The following is a 21,356-nucleotide window of genomic DNA, read 5'->3' on the forward strand; positions in this document are numbered from 1 at the left end:
GCTGCGCCTTTTTCCCGTGTTCATTACGTCCTCCTGAGAATGGGTCAGAAGGTGTAAACCTTATTCAGGACGGGACACGGCGATAAAAAAGGGCAGCTCAAAGCTGCCCTTTTCCCAACCTGCTCCTTAGGCGGCGCTAAACAGCTTGTGCGGATCCATGACGAATTTCTTCGGCACCCCGGCATCGAACTCGTGGTAACCGCGCGGCGCGTCGTCCAGGCTGATCACCTGCACGCCAACGACCTCGGCAATGTTGATCCGGTCCCACATGATCGCCTGCATCAGCTGACGGTTGTACTTCATCGTAGGGGTCTGGCCGGTGTGGAAGCTGTGGGACTTGGCCCAGCCGAGGCCGAAACGGATGTTCAGGCTGCCATGCTTGGCGGCTTTGTTGACCGCGCCCGGGTCTTCGGTGACATACAGACCGGGGATGCCGATATTGCCGGCGACCCGCACCACACCCATCAGCGCGTTGAGCACATCGGCCGGGGCCTCGTGCTGCGCGCCGTCATGGCCGTGGCCACGGGCTTCGAAGCCGACCGCATCGACCGCACAATCGACTTCCGGCTCACCGAGCAGGTTGGCGATTTGCTCGTGCAGCGGAGTGTCCTGGGTCAGGTCGGCGATCTCGAAGCCCTGGGCCTTGGCATGCGCCAGACGCAGCGGATTGACGTCACCGACGATCACCACCGCCGCACCCAGCAAACGGGCGGAGGCGGCAGCAGCCAGTCCGACCGGACCGGCACCGGCGATATACACCGTGCTGCCAGGACCGACACCGGCGGTCACCGCGCCGTGGTAGCCGGTCGGCAGGATATCGGAGAGGCAGGTCAGGTCGCGGATTTTCTCCATGGCCTTGTCGCGGTCGGGCAGCTTCAGCAGGTTGAAGTCGGCATACGGCACCAGCACGTATTCGGCCTGGCCGCCAACCCAGTCGCCCATGTCCACATAGCCATAGGCACCGCCGGGGCGCGCCGGGTTGACCGTGAGGCAGACGCCAGTGTGCTGCTCTTTGCAACTGCGACAACGGCCGCAGGCGACGTTGAACGGCACCGAGACCAGGTCACCGATCTGCACGTTCTCCACGTCACGACCCCTCTCGATCACCTCGCCGGTGATCTCATGGCCAAGCACCAGCCCGACCTGGGCCGTGGTCCGGCCACGTACCATATGCTGGTCGGAGCCGCAGATATTGGTCGAAACCACGCGCAGGATCACGCCATGGTCGATGCGCTTGCCGCGCGGGTCTTCCATTTTCGGATAGGGGATGGTCTGCACCTCGACCTTGCCTGCGCCGAGATACACGACACCACGATTACCAGACATGCTTTCACCTCGCTTTTGTTGTTGTGAGAACACGGCCCTCGTACTGCGAAGGGGGGCCGCGGCCTTACAGTGCGGCGGTATATGTCTTGCGTTTGCGCGTGAATGTAGATCGGCTGGAAGTTACCTTCCAACCACGCGTGATTAGCAGTCATCGTATCGATCCTACGCCTGGTATCAGCACTCTGCGAGGGCATTTAGCACCCACCCGATCATGGATGCGAGCGCTGCTGCCTGTGATTATTAACTTAACGCCCAGGCTGCCCAGTCGCTTCGCAATCGCAATGCCAATGCACTTTTTCAATCAGTGAGTTGATTCGGGTCATTGACGGCGTGCTCACTTGATTTGGCGATCGAGCGTCTCGAAAATGTACGCCCATGTACATGCCGTGTACGCCAAAGATCCTGGGGTGTACAGTGTCGAAGAATTTTCAAATAAAGGTGCACCCGAATGTCGCAGACAGGAAGGGCGAAAACCAAAGCGCAGGACGCAGGCTGGCGAGGCTCCGTCGATGGTTGGCTGGACGCCGCCTACGAAGCTCTTAAAGAGTCGGGTGTGGATGCTGTGCGGGTGATGCCGCTGGCCAAACGCTTGAATTTGTCTCGTACCAGCTTCTACTGGTTCTATGAAGATCGAGAGCAGCTGCTCGCCGCGCTCCTGGCTCGATGGCGGGACAAGAACACCGGCGGTATGGTCAGCCAATGTGAGAGCTATGCAGAAAGTATTTCAGAAGCGATTCTCAACGTCTTCGAGTGCTGGCTGAACCCTGAGTTGTTCGACTCGCAGTTCGAATTTGCCGTGCGCAGTTGGGCGCTGCAATCGGACGAGGTCAAAGCTGAAATCGCTTTAGCCGATGAGGCGCGGATGAATGCCCTGGCCGCGATGTTCCGACGGTTTGGCTACGACGCCGAGGGGGCCGATGTTCGAGCCAGGACGATCTACCTCACGCAGATCGGCTACATCTCCATGAAAACCAATGAAGATATTGTCGTACGATTTCGACGGATTCCTCAGTACGTGAGCGTGTTCACCGGCAAAGTACCGAAGCGGCGCGAGCTGGACCGCTTTTATGGAAAGTTCGGCTACGCGGAAAAAGAGCCCGGCGTTTTCGTTCCCTTGGTCGATACATTCGAGGAGTCCACTGCCGATGAATAAAACCCTGGGCATCATCGGCGGCACCGGCTGGCTCGGGCGCGCAATCGCCGAGGCGCTGCTCGATAGCGGGTTCATCAGGCCTGACCGTTTGTTGATCTCGAACCGCTCAGGCGTCAGTACCTTCGAGCCAGGTGTGAAGCTGTTGGCCGACAACCAGCAGTTGGTGGACCTGAGCGATCTGGTCGTGCTGTCCATCCGGCCGGAGCAGTTTCGCGAACTGCTGATCAACGCCCGCGGCAAGGTAGTGGTTTCTCTGATGGCCGGCGTTCCGGCGGCAGCCATCAGCGCGGCAACCGGTGCGGATGTAATAGTGCGGGCCATGCCGAATGCGGCCGTGGAAATCAGGCAGTCGTTCACGCCCTGGTACAGGGTCGGAAACCTTGTTGAACACGACCGCCAGTGGGTGCAGCGGCTGTTCGAGTGCGTAGGTTCGGCGGACGAAGTGCCTGATGAAGACTGTATTGATTACCTCAGCGCGTTGTCCGGGACTGGGCCGGCCTTCCCGGCAATGTTGCAAATGGCACTGACTAATCAGGCGGTGGCTGCGGGAATTCCTCTTGCCATCGCGCAGCGCGCTGCACAAGGCGTAGTGGTGGGGGGCGGCCAGATGCTTGCCAGCCGCGATCCGCGGCAAATGATTGAGTCGTTGATGGCTTACCGTGGCGTGACGGCAGCAGCGCTGCAGTCGATGGCTGATCAGAACATCGAGTCGATTGTGGGACGAGCGGTGCAGGCAGGCGCTGATATTGCCCGCAAAGGCATGTAGCCGAAGAGATAAGCAATGAAGGCCCTTTGAAGGGCCTTCTTTGTTTTAGGCGTCAGACGGTTGAGATTATTCGGCCTTGAAGCAATAGACAGCCAGTTTGTTGCCATCCAGGTCCCGAGCGTATGCGGCATAGGCATTTTCAGCCCAGTTACGCGAACCCGGTTGGCCTTCACAGGTGCCACCGGCAGCGAGTGCAGTTTCGTGGCATGCATGTACCGCAGCTGGCGAGCCGCCGTTCCAACAAAAATGGAGGTTCGGATTCAGATTTCTTTCACCAGGCGCAAAGCGTCGTAGATGGCCGCGTGGGTGTTGCGAGCAGACACGGCGTCGCCGATCCGGAACAGCTGGAAGCGTCCTTCTGGATGGGTGACGATGTTCTGTGCCGTGCCGGCGATCAGGTCATGCTGTTCTACCGCGCCGCCATTGGTGGAGAGAGGACGCAGGTCGAAGTACAAGTCGTCCAGGGGAAGGGTGCCGTGGTTGACGACCACCTGATCGACCACGCGCTGCTTGTGAACCTTGCCGTAATCGCTGCCAAAGGTTGCGACGAGCCCGCCATCACGTTTTTCCACGGTATCGACCCGGTAGGTGACGGTGAAGGTGACGTCCAGGTCCTGCAGGCTGCGCATGTAGGGCACCAGGTTCATGGCCATCACTTCAGGTGCAAACGAGCGATCAGGGGTGACGATTTCGACTCTCGCACCGCTTTGCGCGATGACCTCGGCAGCCTGCAGGGCAGCATGATCCCCCGCATCGTCGAAGATCAGTACGTTGCGACCGGGCTTGATGTCGCCGGAGATGATGTCCCAGGTTGAAACCACGAGTTCGTTGCCTTTGCTGAGTACCTCGGTATCCGGCAGGCCGCCGGTCGCAACGATAACCACGTCAGGCTCAAAGGCTTGCACAGTGTCAGCTTCGGCCCAGGTGTTGAAGTGAAACTTCACCCCGAGCCGTTCGCATTGCGCCATGCGCCAATCAATGATGCTGATCATCTCGCGACGACGTTCGCTCAACGCAGTCAGACGAATCTGCCCGCCAGGTTGGTCAGCCGCCTCAAGCACCGTCACGTCATGGCCGCGCTCACCGGCGACTCGCGCCGCTTCCAGCCCGGCAGGGCCGGTACCGACCACCAGCACCTTGCGCTTGACGGCGGCTTTGGGAATGTCATGAGGCATGGTGGTTTCCCGGCCGGTCGCCGCGTTGTGAATGCAGTAGGCGGCGCCGCCCTGGTAGATGCGATCCAGGCAATAGTTGGCGCCCACGCACGGGCGAATGTCTTCTTCGCGCTTCTCGATGATCTTGCGCACGATGTGTGGATCGGTCATGTGCGCGCGGGTCATACCCACCATGTCCACTTTGCCCGAGGCGATCGCGTAGCGCGCTGTGGCCACGTCGGGAATCTTCGCCGCGTGGAAGGTCGGGAAGCCTGTTGCCGAACGGATCTCGCCGGCGAAGTCGAGGTGGGGTGAGTTGCGCATACCCTGAATCGGGATGACATCGGTCAGGCCTGCGTCCGTATCGATGTGCCCGCGTACCACGTTCAGAAAATCGACCAGCCCGCTGTCCTTGAGCATATGGGAAATCTGCATGCCCTCGCTGGCATTGAAGCCCCCGGGTAATTCTTCGTCACCGGTGTAGCGAACCCCGAGCAGAAAATCTTCGCCGACCCGCTGGCGGATGCCGCGCAGGATGTCGAAGGTAAAGCGCATGCGGTTTTCCAGTGAGCCGCCGTAAGGGCCGTCGAGGTCATTGGTCAGCGGCGACCAGAATTGGTCCATCAAATGCCCGTAGGCCTGAAGTTCCAAACCATCGAGACCTGCCGCCTTCATGCGCTCCGCGGCGTCCACATAGTCCTTGATGATCCGCTCAATGTCCCATTCCTCCATTTTCTTCGGGAAGGAGCGGTGTGAAGCCTCACGACGGTGTGACGGCGACACCACCGGTAACCAATCGGCCTTGTCCCAGCGGGTACGGCGGCCCAGGTGAGTCAACTGGATCATCACCGCCGCACCGTGTTCGTGGCATTCGTCGGTCAGGTCCTTCAACCAACCGACCACTTCATCCTTGTAGGCGAGCACATTGTTGAACACCGGCGGGCTGTCTCGGGATACGGCAGCGGAGCCGGCAGTCATGGTCAGGGCGACACCGGCTTTGGCGCGCTCCACGTGGTAGGCGCGATAGAGATCCTTGGGCATGCCGTCCACAGGGTAGGCCGGTTCATGGGATGTAGTCATGATCCGATTTCTGAGGGTCAGATTCTTGATTTTATAGGGTTGCAGCAAGGGATCGCTGGACATCGTGGTGCGCTCCAAAGTGGGCTTCATCAGGCTCGATGACTTAAAATTAGGATAAATGTACACTGGTGTCAACGACTGATGACACAGGTGTACATTTTGCTTGCGTGCCAAAAAATCCAGGATTAACATCCGTCAAAGCCCGGGCTGATTGGATTCGTACGCGCCTGGCTCCCATCGCATTGAGCGGTCAGTGCCCGCGGCGTGATGAAAGTGCGCGCAGCGGCAAACCGCACTCGTTGAGGCGGGCGTGAAAGTGGGTGTTATAGGTGATGGTTCAGATGTGACTCAGGGGATTGAAGAGGGCACAGTCGTGCTTTCTTAATCTTCTGCCTTATTGATATTTCGGAAAGGAGAGCATAGGTGGCAGAGTTATTTGATATTCGCTTGGCTAGCAAACAGACAGCTTTCACTGAAATTCCAGTCATAGATATATCGTCGCTTATAAACGGCGAAAATCCGCTGAAGGTGGCAAGCCAAATAGGTGATGCATGCGAAAAGGTAGGGTTTTTTTATATAAAAAACCATGGCATTGACCAACAATTAATAGATGAGATGTATGCGCTTACCAAAAGTTTTTTCAAGCTTCCTTATGAGGAGAAGAACAAACTTAATGTCGTGAATTCCGGGCTCACGTTACGCGGCTATATTCCAATGTACGCGGAAAACGTAGACCCTGCTAATACCCGAGATTTCAAAGAGTGTTTTGATTGCGGAGCTCATTACGATGAGGTCTCTCCATTCTTTGGCCCTAATCAAATGCCGTCTGTGCTGCCGCAATTCGAGACGGTTGCCGAAGATTATCATTCCTCAGTATTAGCGCTCGCGCGAATGCTTATTGGCGGGATCGCGCTGAGTTTGGGTTTAGCACAAGATTACTTTGAACATCTTCAGCGTAAGCCCATCACTATTCAGCGAGTTTTGCGTTACCCGCCCCAGATAGGAAGGGTTTCCCAAGAGGAGATTGGTATCGGGGCACACACGGACTACGGTTTCTTGACTGTCTTGTCTCAAGATGCAGTTGGCGGTTTGCAAGTCAGGAACCGTGCAGGGGAATGGGTTACTGCACCTCCCGTTGAAGGCACGTTTATCGTCAATATTGGTGATTTGGTTCAAACCCTCACCAATGATCGCTACACCTCGACAATGCATCGTGTCATCAATACCAGCGGCTTGGAGCGTTATTCAATACCGTTCTTTATTGATTTGGATTTCGATGCGGTTGTTGAACCTGTGCCAACCTGCGTGAGTGAGACTTTACCCGCGAAGTATGAAGCGTACACATGTGGCGAACACAAATTTAAGCGATTTGTTGATAGCTATGCGCATCTGAAAGAAATCGAGAAGGTGTAATCACTGTCAGCGGGAGAAGCGATGTGGCTCGGCAGAACGCCGAGCCTATAGAAAAGACCTAAGCGATTTTTACATTCATCGTGATTCTATACTCGACGCCCGGTGGGCGTCGGTGCATCGCCTTCACCGGCCCGGCTTCGCTGGGGACAAAAGCAGGTCGAGATTGCTCGTGGTCATGATGTCTCTCGTAGGGACTGATAGGTGAGGGGTGATTGTCGAAACGTTTCTCGCCCGGGTTCGAGCAGCCGCTAGTTAAGTCGTCCTTGCTGTCGCAGGCGTGCGCCAATCCGCTGTATTTCGGATTCACCCTGCGCCAAAGCCGTTTCGCTCGTGTGCACCGAGTAGTGCCCCGTGACCAGATCGTGCGGATGCTTCACCGCTGAGCCCATCACGAATGAGCAGTCGCCGTGTGCGACAAAGTCGATGTGTTGCTCGGTCTCTTCGAAAATGGCAAGTTCGCCAGGACTAATCAGGCCTCCTGCGTCCAGGTGTCCTGCATTAACCGCGAGCCAGGCCACGGTGTGACCGGACGGCGGGGAGTATCGCCAGTGCTCGCCGTCCTTCAAATTAACGGCGAGATAGTTCATGTCACTTGGCGCTTCAATCAAGCTTTGCGCGTCGCCATATCGCCCCAGGAGCACGCGTACGGGTCCTGATTGCGGAACTTGGGAGGGTGCAAGATAGGTGCTCAGCGCAGGGGCGTTTTCCAGCGACGGCGGCAGAGCCACCCAGAGCTGGAAACCCTGCATAAAGGACTTGCCGATCAGCGTCGCGTCGTGCCAAACACCGTTGCCGGCGCGCATCCACTCGAGACCTCCAGCAAGCAATACACCTGTCGCACCAGCGGTGTCTTCATAGGCGACTTCGCCTTCGGTCATGAAGGTAACCGTCGCGATCCCGGAGTGCGGGTGCATGCCGAAACTCGACTGGCCGCGACTGGCGTTCATACTGAAAATATCAAGGAAAATGAAAGGTTTCAGACGCTCACCCAGATCACCCGGGCTCATAAGCCGGGTTATCGGGCCATGGGTGCTGCCTTTGGTGCGATGGGTGATAGCGCGTTGCTGCGCTACGATGTTGCTGGTCATGTGTTTTCTCCATGCCGATGTGCACGGCGTACCGGGGCCCGAACCGACGGGGAGGGGGAAGTCATAAGTTGTACCGAAGAGTTGACCGAGTTCATCAGAGACACTCCGCTTAGTCCTCTGCACTGAACAGTGAGAGAGGGCGCAATTGCCAGGCTACAAACGCAGACAGCGCGGCCAAAACCATCGCGGGCGTGGGGTTGCCGCCAATCAGCAGAAGGTGCGTAGCCGCCCCGCAGATCATGGTCATTGTCAATATCAGACCTGCGAGAAACCCCGTGGTACGTTTCAGTAGTAACAGGGCGCCGATTACCTCGACGGCACCGGTCAGATACCTGAACCATTGGCCTATGCCGATGGCTTCGAATACTTGAATCATTTGCGGTGCTCCGGCCAGCTTGGCGATGCCAGCCACAGCGAATGCCAGAATCAGGAGCGCACGCACGCCCCAAACGATTCGACGGTGAGCAGAAGCACGAGAAGTGGATGTAGTCATGGAGCGAGGTCCTTTCTTCGAGGGAGCAGTTGAGGGCTAACAGCAGCCATGCCGGAAAGATAAGCGACTATTGATTGCTTGATTAGATGGCATAATTGGGTTGGACCAATCCATTTAACGAAGTAGTGCATACAAGATGCTTGACCTGAACGACGTCGCCTTGTTTGTTCAAGTGGTGCGCAACGGCAGCTTTGCCGAGACGGCACGGCAGCTTGGAATGCCGTCGAACACCTTGAGCCGGCGAATTCAGCAACTCGAGGCTCAGCTCGGCACGCGGCTGCTACAGCGCTCGACACGCAAACTCACACTGACCCATTCGGGCGAGCTGTTTCATGAGCGGTGTTTTGGCGCGGTAGAGGGCTTGCTCGATGCCGGACAGCAATTGATTACAGGTAGCCAGCAACCAAGCGGCACCGTGCGCGTGGCGGCGATGGCTGATTTTTTCGACTTTTTCCCCATGGAGTGGGTGGCTGAATTCCTGGCCAGGCACCCTCAAGTGCGACTGGATTTCGTGCTAAGTGATGCGCGTGCCGATTTGATCGCCGAACGGATTGACATTGCATTTCGAGGCGGCACTTTGCAGGACTCGGGATACGTCGGTCGACAACTGCTTGGAGCAGGCAATGAACGGTTGGTAGCCAGTCCTGATTACCTCAGTAAACGAAGCGCACCTGTCACGCTAAAGGACTTGGAAAATCACGACTGCGTGAGTTTTGCTCACCCCAGCGCAATTACGACGTGGCGTCTTATGGGGCCCGACGGTGTTGAGGAAGATATTCAGATTACCAGCCGTTTCAATGGCAACACTGCTCAAGCTTTGCGTAAGGCCACTTTGGCTGGGTTAGGTATTGCGTTGCTGCCGCCCACCCTGACTAATCTCGATCTTCAGGCTGGCCGATTGGTGTCTGTGCTCCCGCATTACTATCGCACTGGATATGGTCTGCACTTGCTTTACTCCAGTCGCAAACATTTGCCCTTGGCAGTGTCTGCATTCATCGAGTTGGTGATGAAGAAGCTGAAAGAGCAGACATTCCCGGCGAACGTATAACGATGCAAGGGGGGGATCGCTGGATCGTCGCTTAGCCACACAAACGCTGGCTGGAAAATAGCAAAACCCTACCTCCCAGCCAGCGTTGCATTCACCGTTTCAGGAGATTGACTCAGATCCTCTGGCGCCTTAAAGACTCTCAGGGTCGCCAAAGAACATTTTGACTTGTCTCTAGGACGGTATTATCAGGCCGAGAAAGTTTTGGTTTGCCCCCACTTTTGCCTCCAGCCGCAACCGGTGTGCGAGCGTTCGCGACTGGCGATTTCTGACCGGTTCCAGTATGGATCTGGCTGGCTTTCAGTGCACCTCCATCGAGGAGACGCAAGGTCCCCTCGGTAGCCACCCTTCAGTCAGTCACAGAACCCTGCGGTATTCTCCCGGCGAAACTGTCCACCAGGCTCGCCACCACCATCTCGCCCATCAGCGTGCGGGTCTGCAATGTCGCACTCGCGCGATGGGGCTGCAGCACTACGTTCTCTTTACCAAACAGTGGCTCGGGCACGTTCGGTTCATCGACAAACACATCCAGCGCCGCACCCGCGATCTCACCGGCGGCAAGCGCTGCCACCAGATCGACCTCGTTGACCAGCTTGCCCCGCGCCACGTTGATCAGATACCCACTTGTACCCAACGCTTGCAGCACTTCGGCATTGATGATGGCTTCAGCCTTGTCGGCAGCGGCGGCGAGAATCAGCGCGTCACTGTTGGCCGCGAGTTGCTTCAGATCGGCAACGAAGGTGTGGTTCACATCGCTCATTGGCTGCAAATCGGTGTAACTGATCGGGCAGCCGAACGCTGCGGCCCGGGTCGCCACGGCACGGCCGACCCGGCCCATGCCGACGATGCCGATGCGCATGCCGGACACCTGACGCGCCAACGGCAGCGGGGCCAACGGAGTCGGGCTATGGGGCCATTGCCCCGAACGCACGTAACGATCACTGGTACACAGACCACGGCACACGGCAATCAACAAGCCGATGGCCAGGTCGGCGACATCTTCGGTCAGCGCGCCGATGGTCGCGGTCACGCGGATCCCGCGATCCCTGGCGTAAGCCAGGTCGACCGCATCGGTGCCCACGCCGTTGACCGCCACCACTTCCAGTTTTGGCAGTTGAACCATGAGTGCCTGGCTGATACCGGTATGGCCGCCGGTGATCACCCCGCGAATGTTCGCGCCGTGCGCCTGCAAATAAGCCGGCTTGTCGGCCTGCTGGAAGTAACGTCTGACGGTAAACAGCTCATCGAGCCGCGCGTTGATTTCGGGGATCAGGATCGGGCTGAGCTGCAAGACTTCTGGCTTCATGTAAACCTCGTGTAGCGGAATAAAAAGGCCGGTTCAACCGCGACCGGCAAACGGCATGGCGCTGGCCATGACGGTCATGTTCAAGACGTTCGCCTCCAGCGGCAGAGCGGCGATGTAGCGGACGGCATCGGCCACGTGCTTGACATCTACCATCGGCTCCACGGCGATGGAGCCGTTGGCCTGGCGCACGCCTTTGGTCATGCGCACCGACATCTCGGTGAGGGCGTTGCCGATGTCGATCTGGCTGCAGGCGATGTTGAATTCGCGCCCGTCCAGGGCGAGGGATTTGGTCAGTCCCAACACCGCGTGTTTGCTGGCGGTGTAGGCGCTGCTGAACGGGCGAGGGGTATGGGCTGAGATTGAGCCGTTATTGATGATGCGTCCGCCCTGTGGCTGCTGCCGGCGCATCAGCCCGAAGGCGCCACGGGCACAGAGGAAAACACCGCTCAGGTTGGTGTCGATCACGTTTCGCCACTGCTCGAACGTCAGCTCATCGAGCGGCACGGCAGGGGCGTTGACTCCGGCGTTGTTGAACACCACGTCGAGGCGTCCGTATACCTCGGTGATGGTGGCAAATAGCGCATCGACACTGGCCGGGTCGCGCACATCGGTGGGCACCGCCAACGCTTCGTGTCCCTCGCTGAGCGCCAACTCGACCAATGCCTGCAATGGCTCCGGCCGGCGTCCGGCCAATACCAGGGTGAAGCCGTCGGCCATCAGAGCCAGGGCCACGGCGCGACCGATTCCGCTACCGGCGCCGGTCACCAGGGCCACTTTCAAAGGACTGTTCATGTTGTTATTTCCTTCCTCAATTCACGAGGGCGTATGCCGGGTTCAAGGTCGCTGACTGACGCGCATTTCCAGTTGGCCGATGCCATCGATCCCGGCGTTGATGATGTCGCCGGGTTGCAGCACATCGACGCCTGCCGGGCTGCCGGTCATGATCAGGTCACCGGCCCGCAGCGCCACCGACTGCGAGATGCGGCTGATGATTTCACTCACCGACCAGATCTGGCTGTCGAGGCTGTCGCGCTGGCGCTCTTCGCCGTTGACGTTCAGCCACAAGTCGCCGTCCGGGTGTCCGGCGCGAGTGACTGGCACGATGGCGGTCATCGGCGCGGCGCCGTCGAACACCTTGGCACCTTCCCACGGCAAGCCATTGCTCTTGGCCGCGCGCTGTACATCACGACGAGTCAAGTCAAGCCCGGCGGCGTAGCCCCAGACATAAGCCAGCGCCTGACTCTGCGGAATATTGGCGCCACCTTCACCAATGGCGACGACCAATTCGATTTCGTGGGCAAACTCTTCGGTCAGCGGCGGGAACGCCACTTCACCCAACGCATCCACCACGTTGCTCGCCGGTTTCATGAAAAACACGGGCGGCTGGCGGGACTGGCCCTGGGTGTCTGGCCAAGGGTAGTTGCGGCCGACGCAAAATACCCGGCCAACGGGGAAACGCTGCTGGCTGCCGGCAACTGGCAAGGTCACGGGTAAATCCGGAGTGAAAACGTATTCGGTCATAGTCATTTTTGTCGTGGTCCTGTTGGAAGCATCAGCCTACGGCGGCTTCGTTTTGCGAAGTTGGACGAAAGCCGCCTCGTGTTGGAGAAAAACGCTTTTCGGCGCTCATGTTTTCCGGACTTAGCGTGCCTTGAGCTCGATGCGATACAAGCGACCGAGCAACAACGAATAGGACAGGGTGCCAATCAGTGCCACGCCGCCAATGAACCAGAAGGCGTAGGCAAACGAGCCCGTCGCGTGGACGATGGCGCCAATCACGATCGGAGTGACGATCCCGCCGATGTTGGCGGCGAGGCTGGTGATCCCGCCGGTCAGTCCGATCAGTTCCTTGGGCGCGACTTCCGATACCGCCGCCCACGATGACGAGGCGATGCCTTGGGCGAAGAAGGCAATGGTCAGCACGGCAATGCAGATCACGTTCGAGTCGGTGAAATTCACCAGGACGATCGACATGCCCAGCATTGATCCGACCACCAAGGGCAACTTGCGAGCGAAGGACATCGAATAGCCTCGGCGGATCAGCAAGTCGGAGACGATGCCGGCCAGCAGAATGCCGACTGTTGCGCCCACGAACGGCAGCACAGCGAAGATCCCGGCCTTGATCATGGTCAGCTTGCGTTCTTCAATCAGGTACGTCGGGAACCAGGTCAGGAAAAAGTACAACGCCGAGGTACTGGCGAACTTGCCGATGCAAATCGCCCAGATCTGCCGATAGCTGAACAGCTCGGCGATCTGCCGCCAGTTGAACTTGGTGCGTTCCTGACTGCTCTTGACCAGTCCGCCCCCGGCTTCGATGTACTTCAGTTCTTCCTGGCTGACGTTCTTGCAGCTCAGCGGATCGCGGTACAAGTAGAGCCAGATCACACCGAATACAATGCCGAGAATCCCGGTGCTATAGAACACATGGCGCCAGTCATAGGTCGTCGCCAGCCATAACAGCACGCCGGTAAACAGTGCCGTGCCCAGATATTGGCCGCACACGTAAATGCTGCTGGCCAGGCCTCGTTCGCGGGCCGGGAACCACACGGTGACCGCTCGGCTGTTGGCCGGAAACGCTGGAGCTTCCATGGCACCGACAGCCAGTCGCAGCCCGAACAGCGAAGCGAATCCTGTGGCAAAGCCTTGGCACACGGTGACCGTCGACCAACTGATCAGCGACACCCCGTAAGTGAACCGGGAACCGAAGCGATCGGCGATGAACCCGGCGGGGACCAAGGCCAGTGCGTAGGTCCAGGCAAACGCGGAAAAAATCAGGCCCATTTCGATCTTGTCCAGGCCCAGATCCTTGGCCATGAATGGTGCGGCAATCGAGATGTTTACGCGGTCGATGTAGTTGATGATGGTTGCAATCAGCAGCAACGACAGCATGAACCAGCGCCGACGTGTCGGCAGGCGCTGAGACAGTGCGGCGTCCCGGGCGCCGACGCTCACCGACGGCGCGGTGGACGGGGAGGTTTGCGAATTCGACATGAGTAGACCTTTTTATTGTTAGTAGAATCGAGATGTTTGCGCGCAGCCGAAGCCGTTGCCTCCAGTGTCGGGGCAGAGCAATTGCTACGTGAACGAGAGACGCGGACAGCCGGTGTCAGGCGCTCAGATACGCCTTCGGTCAGAGGCGTTCGGGGGAGGGATCGCGAGGGGAAAAAGCGGGTTCATGGGGGCGCACCTTTTGATTGTTTTTGGACGGGTCGGGCTGCATTGGCTGTCAATGTGGTCGTACAACCTTTAGAAATCAACGGAGGCGTTAGATCGTTTTTCCTCCTGAAAACAGCCGTTAATGGAGGTGTCCAAGAAAAATCGAATCACCAATTTCTACTGTTCTATTCAATATTCTTAATATCTATTTGTTTTTTATAGGTTAATTAATTTTTTGTGAGCTTCTTTTTTTTGGACAGTCGACGGAGCACACACGGATACAATTAATTTCAGGATTATCGTAGTCATCCTATGATGTGTTGATATCAACCATGTCCGCCTACACAATCACCCACGTCGCCGCCTGCCTTCCGGCGTGATGACAGCCTGTCCATGTGCCTGCCGAGGATCCTCAGGAGATGTCGTCACCCAGTCGAGTGCCCACCTATGTCATGCAGCAACGCAGCGAATTGACGGACTTCTACATCCGCGACAAAAAGGGTCGGCGCGCCGAAACCAGTCCGCATCGCCACGAGTATTTCCAGATCCAGGTCAACCTTGGTGGCGATACCGTGCAGCACATCGGCAACGTCGAACGACCGTTTCCGCGCAATACGCTGGCCTTCATCCTGCCACATCGCGTGCACGTGATTCCGCATCCGGCCGACAGCAACTTCATGGTGATCAATTTTTCCCAGACCTTCCTGCTGCCGCATTTGCAGTGTGACCCGATGGATCTGGAGGAAGTCTCGATTCTGCTGGCGCCGGAGTTGTCACCGTTCCGCTTTCAGGAGCATCTGGATTTCATTCTGGCCGATGAGGATTTCAGAAAAGCCTGTGGCTTGATCGAACAGATGCGAGTGCTCGATGAAAACCGTCAGTTCGGTACCCGCGAGATGCTCAAGGGCCTGCTGCTGCAATTGGTGGGGAGTGTCTGCACCCTGTATGCCGAGCCGCTGAAACGGTTGGCTGAAGAGAACGCCGCTGAAGTCAGTCGACGCGACGCATTGAGCCGGATGTCCGAATATTTGCGCAAAAACATCACCGACCCCGACCTCAACCTGATCAAGGTTGCTGCCGCGACCTACCTGTCACCGACGTACCTGACGCATTGGTTGCGCAAGGAAATCGGCAAGACCTTCACCGAGCTGGTACTCGAACGCCGGATGCACGCGGCGCGCAATTATCTGCTCAATGGAACAAGGCCGGTGGGGGAGGTTGCGAGGTTGTGCGGCTTTGCCGACGAGGCTTATTTTTCGCGACGCTTCCGCCAGATCCACGGCCAGCCACCTGGACAATTCAGGCGTCAGCAGCTCAATCCTGATACGCCGCAATCGCCGTCGAATACGTGATTGGGTGGGTATTTTATTAAACGGCGCGACTGTTTCGACTGCGCCAGAACTGGCCCGGCGTAGCGCCCATGATTGACTACATAGCCAACCGCCAACATCCGGTCGTCCGCAATTTTTTTAGTACACAGTGTTTGCCCCCGATAACGCCCCCAAAAGAGGCGCCGGGTAGCCCGGGTCATTGATCGGAAGCAGTGGACTTTTCACCTAACGCCCCTTGAATAATGACGCGACCGTCCACTTTCAGAGACTCTCAGGGTCGCCAAAAAACATCTGAATCCGCGACCTTAACCAACGCTCCCCCGGGTCATTATCCTGCGACCCGCGCCAAGTCATATGCAACTCAAAACTGCGCACCGGCAACGGCGGATCTTCAGCCCGCACACCGCCAGCCGCCGTCAACGCTTCAGCCGTGTAATCAGGCACGGTCGCAACAATATCGGTGCCACTGATGAGCGTACTGAGCCCATTGAACTGTGGCACAGCCAGCACCACATGCCGTTTGCGCCCCAGCTTCTCGAGCTCCTCATCTATAAAGCCGCTCAGGTCGCCCGCGAATGAAACCAACGCGTGGGGGCGGGCGCAGAAGTCATCCAGACTCAACGGCCCCGGCACCGTGTCGGCTCGCAACAGTTTCGGCATGCTGCGACGCAGTACTTTGCGCTTGGCGTTGGCCGGCAGGTCGGCGGTGTAGCTGACGCCGATGGATATCTCGCCCGAGGCCAGCAGGCTCGGCATCAGGATGTAGTTGGCCCGACGCACCACCAGCACGATCCCCGGCGACTCCGCGCGCAGCCGCTTGAGCAGCATCGGCAGCAGCGCGAACTCGACATCATCCGACAAGCCAATGCGGAACACCGCGGTGCTGGTTGCGGGGTCGAATTCCGCCGCACGACTGACCGCGGTGGAAATCGAATCCAGGGCCGGCGAGAGCAGGGCAAAGATTTCCACCGCCCGGGCGGAAGGCTCCATGCTGCGGCCGGTGCGCACGAAGAGCGGGTCATCGAACAGCCCGCGCAGGCGCGAGAGTGCCGCACTGATGGCCGGTTGGCCGAGGAACAATTTTTCCGCAGCGCGGGTCACGCTGCGTTCGTGCATCAGTGTTTCGAAAACGATCAACAGGTTCAGGTCGACACGACGCAGGTCATTACGATTCATCTGGAGTCCTGGCAGATTCAGCAAACTTGACGTGAGCGACCATATGAGAACAATGGCCGGCATGAATCTTACGGGCAAAGGCTGGTACTCTGCACAGGGTAATTCAGTTTTTTCTGAAAGGCGCTTCGGTTTTTACGGCATTGGATGATGTCGCCGTCGCTGCGGAATCAATGACAGGCATGTCGACTATTAATAGCCACTGATGGTCTTGGGTAGAAAGCCCAGATAGAGTTCAGGGCATTAGAGGTTTCTTTGACGAGGTTTGCGATGTCCCGCACGATCCGTTTTCACAAGTTTGGTCCAGCCGAGGTGCTCAAATGCGAAGAGCATGCGGCAGCCCTGCCTGCGCCGGGCGAAGTGCAGGTGCGCGTCGAAGCGATTGGCATCAGCTGGTACGACATTCTCTGGCGCCAGAACCTGGCTTCATCCCATGCTCGTCTGCCTTCTGGCCTCGGTCATGAAATGGCCGGCGTGGTCACGATGGTCGGCGAAGGCGTCGATGACCTGGCCGTTGGTGACAAGGTCGCCAGCTTTCCGGCCGAAAGCCCCAACGACTACCCGGTCTACGGCGAACAGATCGTTCTGCCGCGCTCGGCGCTGACCCGCTATCCGGATGTACTCAGTCCGATCGAGGCCAGCGTGCACTACACGCCGCTATTGATCGCTTATTTTGCCTACGCCGACCTGGCGCGAGTCAAACCCGGGCAATTTGCCCTGGTGACCGACGCCAGCCACTGCGCCGGGCCGTCGTTCGTGCAACTGGGCAAAGCCCTCGGTGTGCGAGTGATTGCCGCGACCAAAACCGCGGATGAGCGTGAGTACCTGCTGTCCCTCGGCGCCGAGAAAGTCATCGTTACCGAGGAAGAAGATCTGCTCATGCGGATCAACAAAATTACCGACAATCGCGGTGTGGATGTTGTGTTCGATGGCCTTGGCGGGCCGCAGATGTCGCTGCTCGGCGATGTGCTCGCGCCTCGCGGCAGCCTGGTGCTCTATGGCCTGCAAGGGGGTAACCAGACGCCATTCCCGGCCTGTGCGGCGTTCCAGAAGAACATTCAGTTTTTCGTGCACTGCATCGGCAACTTCACCGGCAAGCCGGAACTGGGCATCGTCCAGGATCAGGCTGCACTGCAACGTGCCCTGCGCGACATCAACCAGTTGACCGCGGACCGTGTGCTGCTGCCGCTCAAGACTCGGGTCTTCCCGTTTTCCGAGTTTGTTGAAGCACACCGCTATATGGACGAATGCCCATGCCGCGAACGGGTCGCCCTTCAGGTCGAGCCTGCGTAAGTCCTTCCTCTGCAAGAGTCCGTGAGATCACGGACTCTTCTGCTGGCAGTTACTCCCAAATGAGACGTCCATCGATCTGTCGATGGGCCGGTTCAGCAACTGAACTGGTTTTTGCTCTCAATCTGTATCTTCTAATCGTTATATAAGCCCTGATAATTGCGTGATTACTTTCATCTCAAGGAAAGAGTCATGGCCGAGTATCAGGCTGAAACTCCTCAGTGTGCGATGGCAATATATGCTCAACAAATAATGCAGCACCGCTCAGTTGTCTTACATTTATTGGCAACTTCTTTCTTTATTTCCTGTGCTAAGTGTCTGTGGGACGCTGTCGGAAATTTCCTAGGAAATCGCGTGGGAGCGCAAGGCGCCCATTCTGCCGGGCGTTGCGGCAATCTTGATCTTCTTGGGGTGCCCGATAGATCCAATTATTTCAAATAATTACACAGCGCTTAAGTGCTAGCATTTGAACAACAATCCCGGCACTCCATTCATGACAGATAACCTGTTGCGCACTACACCTCGTTGTTTGCGTGGCACTGAACTTATGAGCTACAGGTAAATAATGATGACCGCTACCCATGATCAGGCAATGAACTATGTTTATCAGCAAATGTTGCAGCGTTTGCTGGGTTTTTTCTCTCGCGCCGAGCGCACGGCATTGCAATTGCTGATTCAGCGCCTGGTGATGTCCGCAGGAGGTTTGGAGCGTATTGGCGATTACAAAGTGCTGGCGATCCAGTCCGGGTCTCGCGACAGCTGCTACACCCTGGCGCTACTGCGCGCCGCGCAACTGAGTATCGCCAGTAGGGCTCCGGCGACGTTTCAATTGCGAGTGGCGACCTTACGCTTGAACGGTACTGCTTCGACGGCCCTGGAAAATATTCATCGCAGCTGCTGTGCGTTGTTTCTCTACGACGATCCCCGGGTCGAAGTGTTGATGGTCGATAATCGTGAAGTCCTGCCGTTCAACCATCTGGCGCCGATTTCGGACGCCGGTCGCGAGTCGAATCGGCTCAATCTGCTGATGGTCGGGCACCGCCGTGCCTGGGACGGGCCGCTTGATCTGTGGGATGACGGGTACCTGGCGACCGGCGAGTTTTACGGACAAATCGCCCGCTGGGACAAGGGGGTTGATGCATTGATCAGTAGCGATACGCCCCGTCGGCAGAAGCAGTTTCTCGAGGGATTGAATCGTGCGGCGGCCAAAGCCGGGCTCAAGGCACCGGACCATCATGAAACGGGCTACGAGTGTCTGTTCGCGCGACTCGATGAACTGGGCAGCGATTGCTACCGCGAGTTTTATCCTGAATCTGCCCAGGCTGCGTGGCGTCCCTGCGATCGTTTTGAAGCCTGTCGCCGCACGACCTTCATTGATATTCACGACATGTTGGTCAGTAATCTGGAAGATCGCTGGCCCCTGCTCACCGATTTCCTCGGGTTCCAACCTGACGAGTTGTCGGCTCAGCTCAGTGATAACGACTACGTCAGTCTTTCGATATCCGCGCACCTTCGTGGCTTGCAGGCGTGCTTTGTACACGGTCGCACCTACGAGAGGGGCCTCGGCGAATACCTGCAGCGGGCGCTGGTGATGATGCGTCGTAAACGCGTTCCAGAGCGCTTTTGCGAACAGGCAATGGAGACCTTCGGCAACCCGATGACAATGACCGACCAGCGCGCATTGGCGGCGGCCCAAGCACAAAAGAACCTCGGTTTGAGCGAGGCTCAATTGGTGTGTCTGCTGTTCGCCCCTTTTGCCGATAACGGCGCGGCGCTTGAGCATTTTCTTCGTCAATGCCATCCCGGCATGCTCGTGGCGTTGCCGGACTTGCACCGGGCAATGCAGGGCGGTCCGGCTCCCGAGCAGGTTCTGCAGTGGATGGTCGATGTCAGCGGATTGCCCGTGAGTCTGATCGGTACGCTTTACCGCATGGGTCCGGTGGTTCGGGATGAGGGCAGGGGGCTTGGCATGGAAAACGGCGACGTGGGTGTGCAAGCTGAAACCATGGAACCCGATAGTGGAGCGACCGTGGCTGGCGAATGGTCGACGGGCCGGTGAAAGTGCCAGGCTTGACGGATTCAGCAAGGATGCGTCACGACGTTCGTAGCCTGTTCGGCCGTTACCCATGAAAGGAGCACGGGATACCGATTTTGCCTACCAGGCGGTCTACCGTTACCTGACTAACCTGATCAATGAGCCGGGCAGTGACGTGCAAGTGCGCCTGCCTTCATTGCGACAGTTGGCGCACCGCCTGAGCGTGTCGATTTCAACCATTCAGTACGCCTACTCGCTGTTGGAGAAGGAAGGGCGCGTCTATTCGGTGGCCAAGTCCGGCTATTACGCACTCCCCGTGTCCTCAATCGGCATACCCGGCAGTGGCAAGGACCTGCTCGAAACGGTTTATGTCAATGCCAGACGTCCCGGCATGCTGGTGTTGAGCGCCGATGAACCGGCGTTACTACAACCCCTGGATAGCCCGTTACTGCTGTTGGAGAGAGAACTGCTGCGTCAGTATCCGCGCCAGCCACAACCTTCTTCGCAACCCTGTGGCGAACTGGAACTGCGCACAGCTCTCGCGGCCCGTTACACCACTTCGCCGACCCGTTGCTGGCATGCCGATGATGTTTATATCGGCGCCGACCTGCGGGGAGTCCTGGAAATATTGATCGCCGTGCTTGGTCTCAAAGATGCTGTGGTGGTGGTCGAATCGCCGTGCGACTGGGTGATTCTGCGCCTGTTTCAAGACGCGGACGTGCAGGTGATCGAGCTGCCGTTGCAAGCCGATGGGGGGCTGGATCAGGAGCGATTGAAGGAACTGCTTGAGACCGGGCAGGTGCGACTGGTGATGCTTTCGTCGGGGTTGAACATGCCCCGCGGCAGTGTGGCGCCTGACAGCAACAGGCAATCCACCGCACGGTTGCTGGAACGACATGGCAGTTGGGTGCTGGAAAACGATTGCTATAGCGAGCTTGAATTCGAGCCGAATGGCCTGCGGTTTCGCGATCTGCTGGATCCGGATCAGCTGATTGTGTTTTCCACATTCGAGAAATTCATCGGGTCGGAGGCGCCCTTCGGCTATCTGATGTCGCGACAATTGCGTGCCAAATTGCAACGGCACTTTCTGCTGCGTGCGTTTCGCTTGTCGTTGATTCGTCAGAAAGCCATTGCGCGGCTGTATAGCAACGGACGCATCGATCAACACCTGCTGGTGTTGCGTCGACTGCTCAAGGAACGCATGGTGCAGATGACTCAGTTGCTTGAAGAGCGCCTGCCCGATGCGCTGCACTTCGTCGAACCCCAGGGCGGGGCGACGATCTGGATCCGCTCGTTGCGCCAGGTCGATGTGCATCGAGTGTTCGAGCGTTTGCTCAAGCAGCATGTGGTGATTGCGCCGGGAGAATTGTTCAGCTTGCAGGGCCTGCACGGGCAGCATTTGCGCCTGAGTCACACCTTCGGTGGTCATCATGACCTCGCCGACGCACTGGGGCTTTTGGGGGATGCCTTGCGTCTGGAATCGCTCGACTGAGTCGAGGTGCAAACCCTCCTCGGAACCTGACAATCGATAACATCGCGCCAGAGGC

18 protein-coding genes and 1 pseudogene are annotated in these 21,356 nt (G+C 57.9%); 9 read left to right on the forward strand and 10 right to left on the reverse strand.

What is annotated here, in order from left to right; translation table 11 throughout:
* Positions 1–126: 126 nt before the first annotated feature.
* Positions 127–1,326 carry a formaldehyde dehydrogenase, glutathione-independent gene (gene fdhA / locus ACZ3HH_RS26005; protein WP_367371581.1) on the reverse strand — a complete coding sequence of 400 codons (1,200 nt, stop codon included), beginning with the start codon at positions 1,324–1,326 and terminating at the stop codon, positions 127–129.
* Positions 1,327–1,774: 448 nt separating this feature from the next.
* Between fdhA and ACZ3HH_RS26010 the strand changes: the two genes are divergently transcribed.
* Positions 1,775–2,479: a TetR/AcrR family transcriptional regulator gene (locus ACZ3HH_RS26010; RefSeq protein WP_465808936.1), complete on the forward strand. Its 705-nt coding sequence runs from the start codon at positions 1,775–1,777 to the stop codon at positions 2,477–2,479.
* On the forward strand, positions 2,472–3,245 hold the full coding sequence (locus ACZ3HH_RS26015) for a pyrroline-5-carboxylate reductase family protein (protein ID WP_465808938.1): 774 nt from the start codon (positions 2,472–2,474) through the stop codon (positions 3,243–3,245). Before ACZ3HH_RS26010 ends, ACZ3HH_RS26015 begins: the two co-directional genes overlap by 8 nt.
* A 66-nt stretch (positions 3,246–3,311) precedes the next feature.
* On the opposite strand, the pseudogene ACZ3HH_RS26020 reads toward ACZ3HH_RS26015, so the two are convergent.
* Both ACZ3HH_RS26020 and ACZ3HH_RS26025 read right to left on the reverse strand, forming a co-directional pair.
* Positions 3,312–3,467 (reverse strand): annotated as a pseudogene (locus ACZ3HH_RS26020) (VOC family protein); the annotation flags it as partial.
* A 38-nt stretch (positions 3,468–3,505) separates the two neighbouring features.
* Positions 3,506–5,542 carry an oxidoreductase gene (locus ACZ3HH_RS26025; RefSeq protein ID WP_465809094.1) on the reverse strand — a complete coding sequence of 679 codons (2,037 nt, stop codon included), beginning with the start codon at positions 5,540–5,542 and terminating at the stop codon, positions 3,506–3,508.
* A 360-nt stretch (positions 5,543–5,902) separates the two neighbouring features.
* Here ACZ3HH_RS26025 and ACZ3HH_RS26030 point away from each other — a divergent pair, with 360 nt between their 5' ends.
* Positions 5,903–6,892, forward strand: a complete 990-nt coding sequence (locus ACZ3HH_RS26030) for an isopenicillin N synthase family dioxygenase (RefSeq protein WP_465808940.1) — start codon at positions 5,903–5,905, stop codon at positions 6,890–6,892.
* 248 nt (positions 6,893–7,140) lie between these two features.
* Here ACZ3HH_RS26030 and ACZ3HH_RS26035 read toward each other — a convergent pair whose 3' ends face one another.
* Positions 7,141–7,980: a pirin family protein gene (locus ACZ3HH_RS26035; protein ID WP_465808942.1), complete on the reverse strand. Its 840-nt coding sequence runs from the start codon at positions 7,978–7,980 to the stop codon at positions 7,141–7,143.
* A 109-nt stretch (positions 7,981–8,089) separates the two neighbouring features.
* Positions 8,090–8,473: a DoxX family protein gene (locus tag ACZ3HH_RS26040; RefSeq protein WP_465808944.1), complete on the reverse strand. Its 384-nt coding sequence runs from the start codon at positions 8,471–8,473 to the stop codon at positions 8,090–8,092.
* Positions 8,474–8,609: 136 nt separating this feature from the next.
* Here ACZ3HH_RS26040 and ACZ3HH_RS26045 point away from each other — a divergent pair, with 136 nt between their 5' ends.
* Positions 8,610–9,521 carry a LysR family transcriptional regulator gene (locus ACZ3HH_RS26045; RefSeq protein ID WP_465808946.1) on the forward strand — a complete coding sequence of 304 codons (912 nt, stop codon included), beginning with the start codon at positions 8,610–8,612 and terminating at the stop codon, positions 9,519–9,521.
* Positions 9,522–9,867: 346 nt separating this feature from the next.
* Here the strand turns inward: ACZ3HH_RS26045 and ACZ3HH_RS26050 are convergent, their stop codons facing one another.
* From ACZ3HH_RS26050 to ACZ3HH_RS26065, 4 genes are all read right to left on the reverse strand, one after another.
* Positions 9,868–10,824, reverse strand: a complete 957-nt coding sequence (locus ACZ3HH_RS26050) for a 2-hydroxyacid dehydrogenase (protein WP_465808948.1) — start codon at positions 10,822–10,824, stop codon at positions 9,868–9,870.
* Between the two features lie 33 nt (positions 10,825–10,857).
* A complete protein-coding gene (locus ACZ3HH_RS26055) occupies positions 10,858–11,616 on the reverse strand; it encodes an SDR family oxidoreductase (protein WP_465808950.1) in 759 nt (252 codons plus the stop codon).
* Between the two features lie 42 nt (positions 11,617–11,658).
* Positions 11,659–12,351 carry a fumarylacetoacetate hydrolase family protein gene (locus tag ACZ3HH_RS26060; RefSeq protein WP_465808952.1) on the reverse strand — a complete coding sequence of 231 codons (693 nt, stop codon included), beginning with the start codon at positions 12,349–12,351 and terminating at the stop codon, positions 11,659–11,661.
* A gap of 114 nt (positions 12,352–12,465) precedes the next feature.
* A complete protein-coding gene (locus ACZ3HH_RS26065) occupies positions 12,466–13,815 on the reverse strand; it encodes an MFS transporter (protein ID WP_367371569.1) in 1,350 nt (449 codons plus the stop codon).
* A gap of 584 nt (positions 13,816–14,399) precedes the next feature.
* On the opposite strand from ACZ3HH_RS26065, the gene ACZ3HH_RS26070 reads away from it, so the two are divergent.
* Positions 14,400–15,332, forward strand: a complete 933-nt coding sequence (locus tag ACZ3HH_RS26070; protein WP_465808955.1) for a helix-turn-helix transcriptional regulator — start codon at positions 14,400–14,402, stop codon at positions 15,330–15,332.
* A gap of 240 nt (positions 15,333–15,572) precedes the next feature.
* Here ACZ3HH_RS26070 and ACZ3HH_RS26075 read toward each other — a convergent pair whose 3' ends face one another.
* Complete coding sequence (locus ACZ3HH_RS26075) at positions 15,573–16,487, reverse strand: LysR family transcriptional regulator (RefSeq protein WP_429426891.1); 915 nt, start codon at positions 16,485–16,487, stop codon at positions 15,573–15,575.
* 267 nt (positions 16,488–16,754) lie between these two features.
* On the opposite strand from ACZ3HH_RS26075, the gene ACZ3HH_RS26080 reads away from it, so the two are divergent.
* From ACZ3HH_RS26080 to ACZ3HH_RS26095, 4 genes are all read left to right on the forward strand, one after another.
* Positions 16,755–17,777 carry a zinc-dependent alcohol dehydrogenase family protein gene (locus ACZ3HH_RS26080; RefSeq protein WP_465808958.1) on the forward strand — a complete coding sequence of 341 codons (1,023 nt, stop codon included), beginning with the start codon at positions 16,755–16,757 and terminating at the stop codon, positions 17,775–17,777.
* 189 nt (positions 17,778–17,966) lie between these two features.
* Positions 17,967–18,215 (forward strand): hypothetical protein, encoded by a 249-nt coding sequence (locus tag ACZ3HH_RS26085; RefSeq protein ID WP_465808960.1) that lies wholly within the window; start codon positions 17,967–17,969, stop codon positions 18,213–18,215.
* A 127-nt stretch (positions 18,216–18,342) separates the two neighbouring features.
* The gene (locus tag ACZ3HH_RS26090; RefSeq protein ID WP_465808962.1) at positions 18,343–19,833 is read left to right on the forward strand and encodes a hypothetical protein; all 1,491 of its coding nucleotides are present in this window, start codon (positions 18,343–18,345) and stop codon (positions 19,831–19,833) included.
* A 67-nt stretch (positions 19,834–19,900) separates the two neighbouring features.
* Positions 19,901–21,301 carry an aminotransferase-like domain-containing protein gene (locus ACZ3HH_RS26095; protein ID WP_465808964.1) on the forward strand — a complete coding sequence of 467 codons (1,401 nt, stop codon included), beginning with the start codon at positions 19,901–19,903 and terminating at the stop codon, positions 21,299–21,301.
* Positions 21,302–21,356: the final 55 nt, after the last annotated feature.

This window comes from Pseudomonas sp. PME37.24/025 (genome assembly GCF_055556615.1).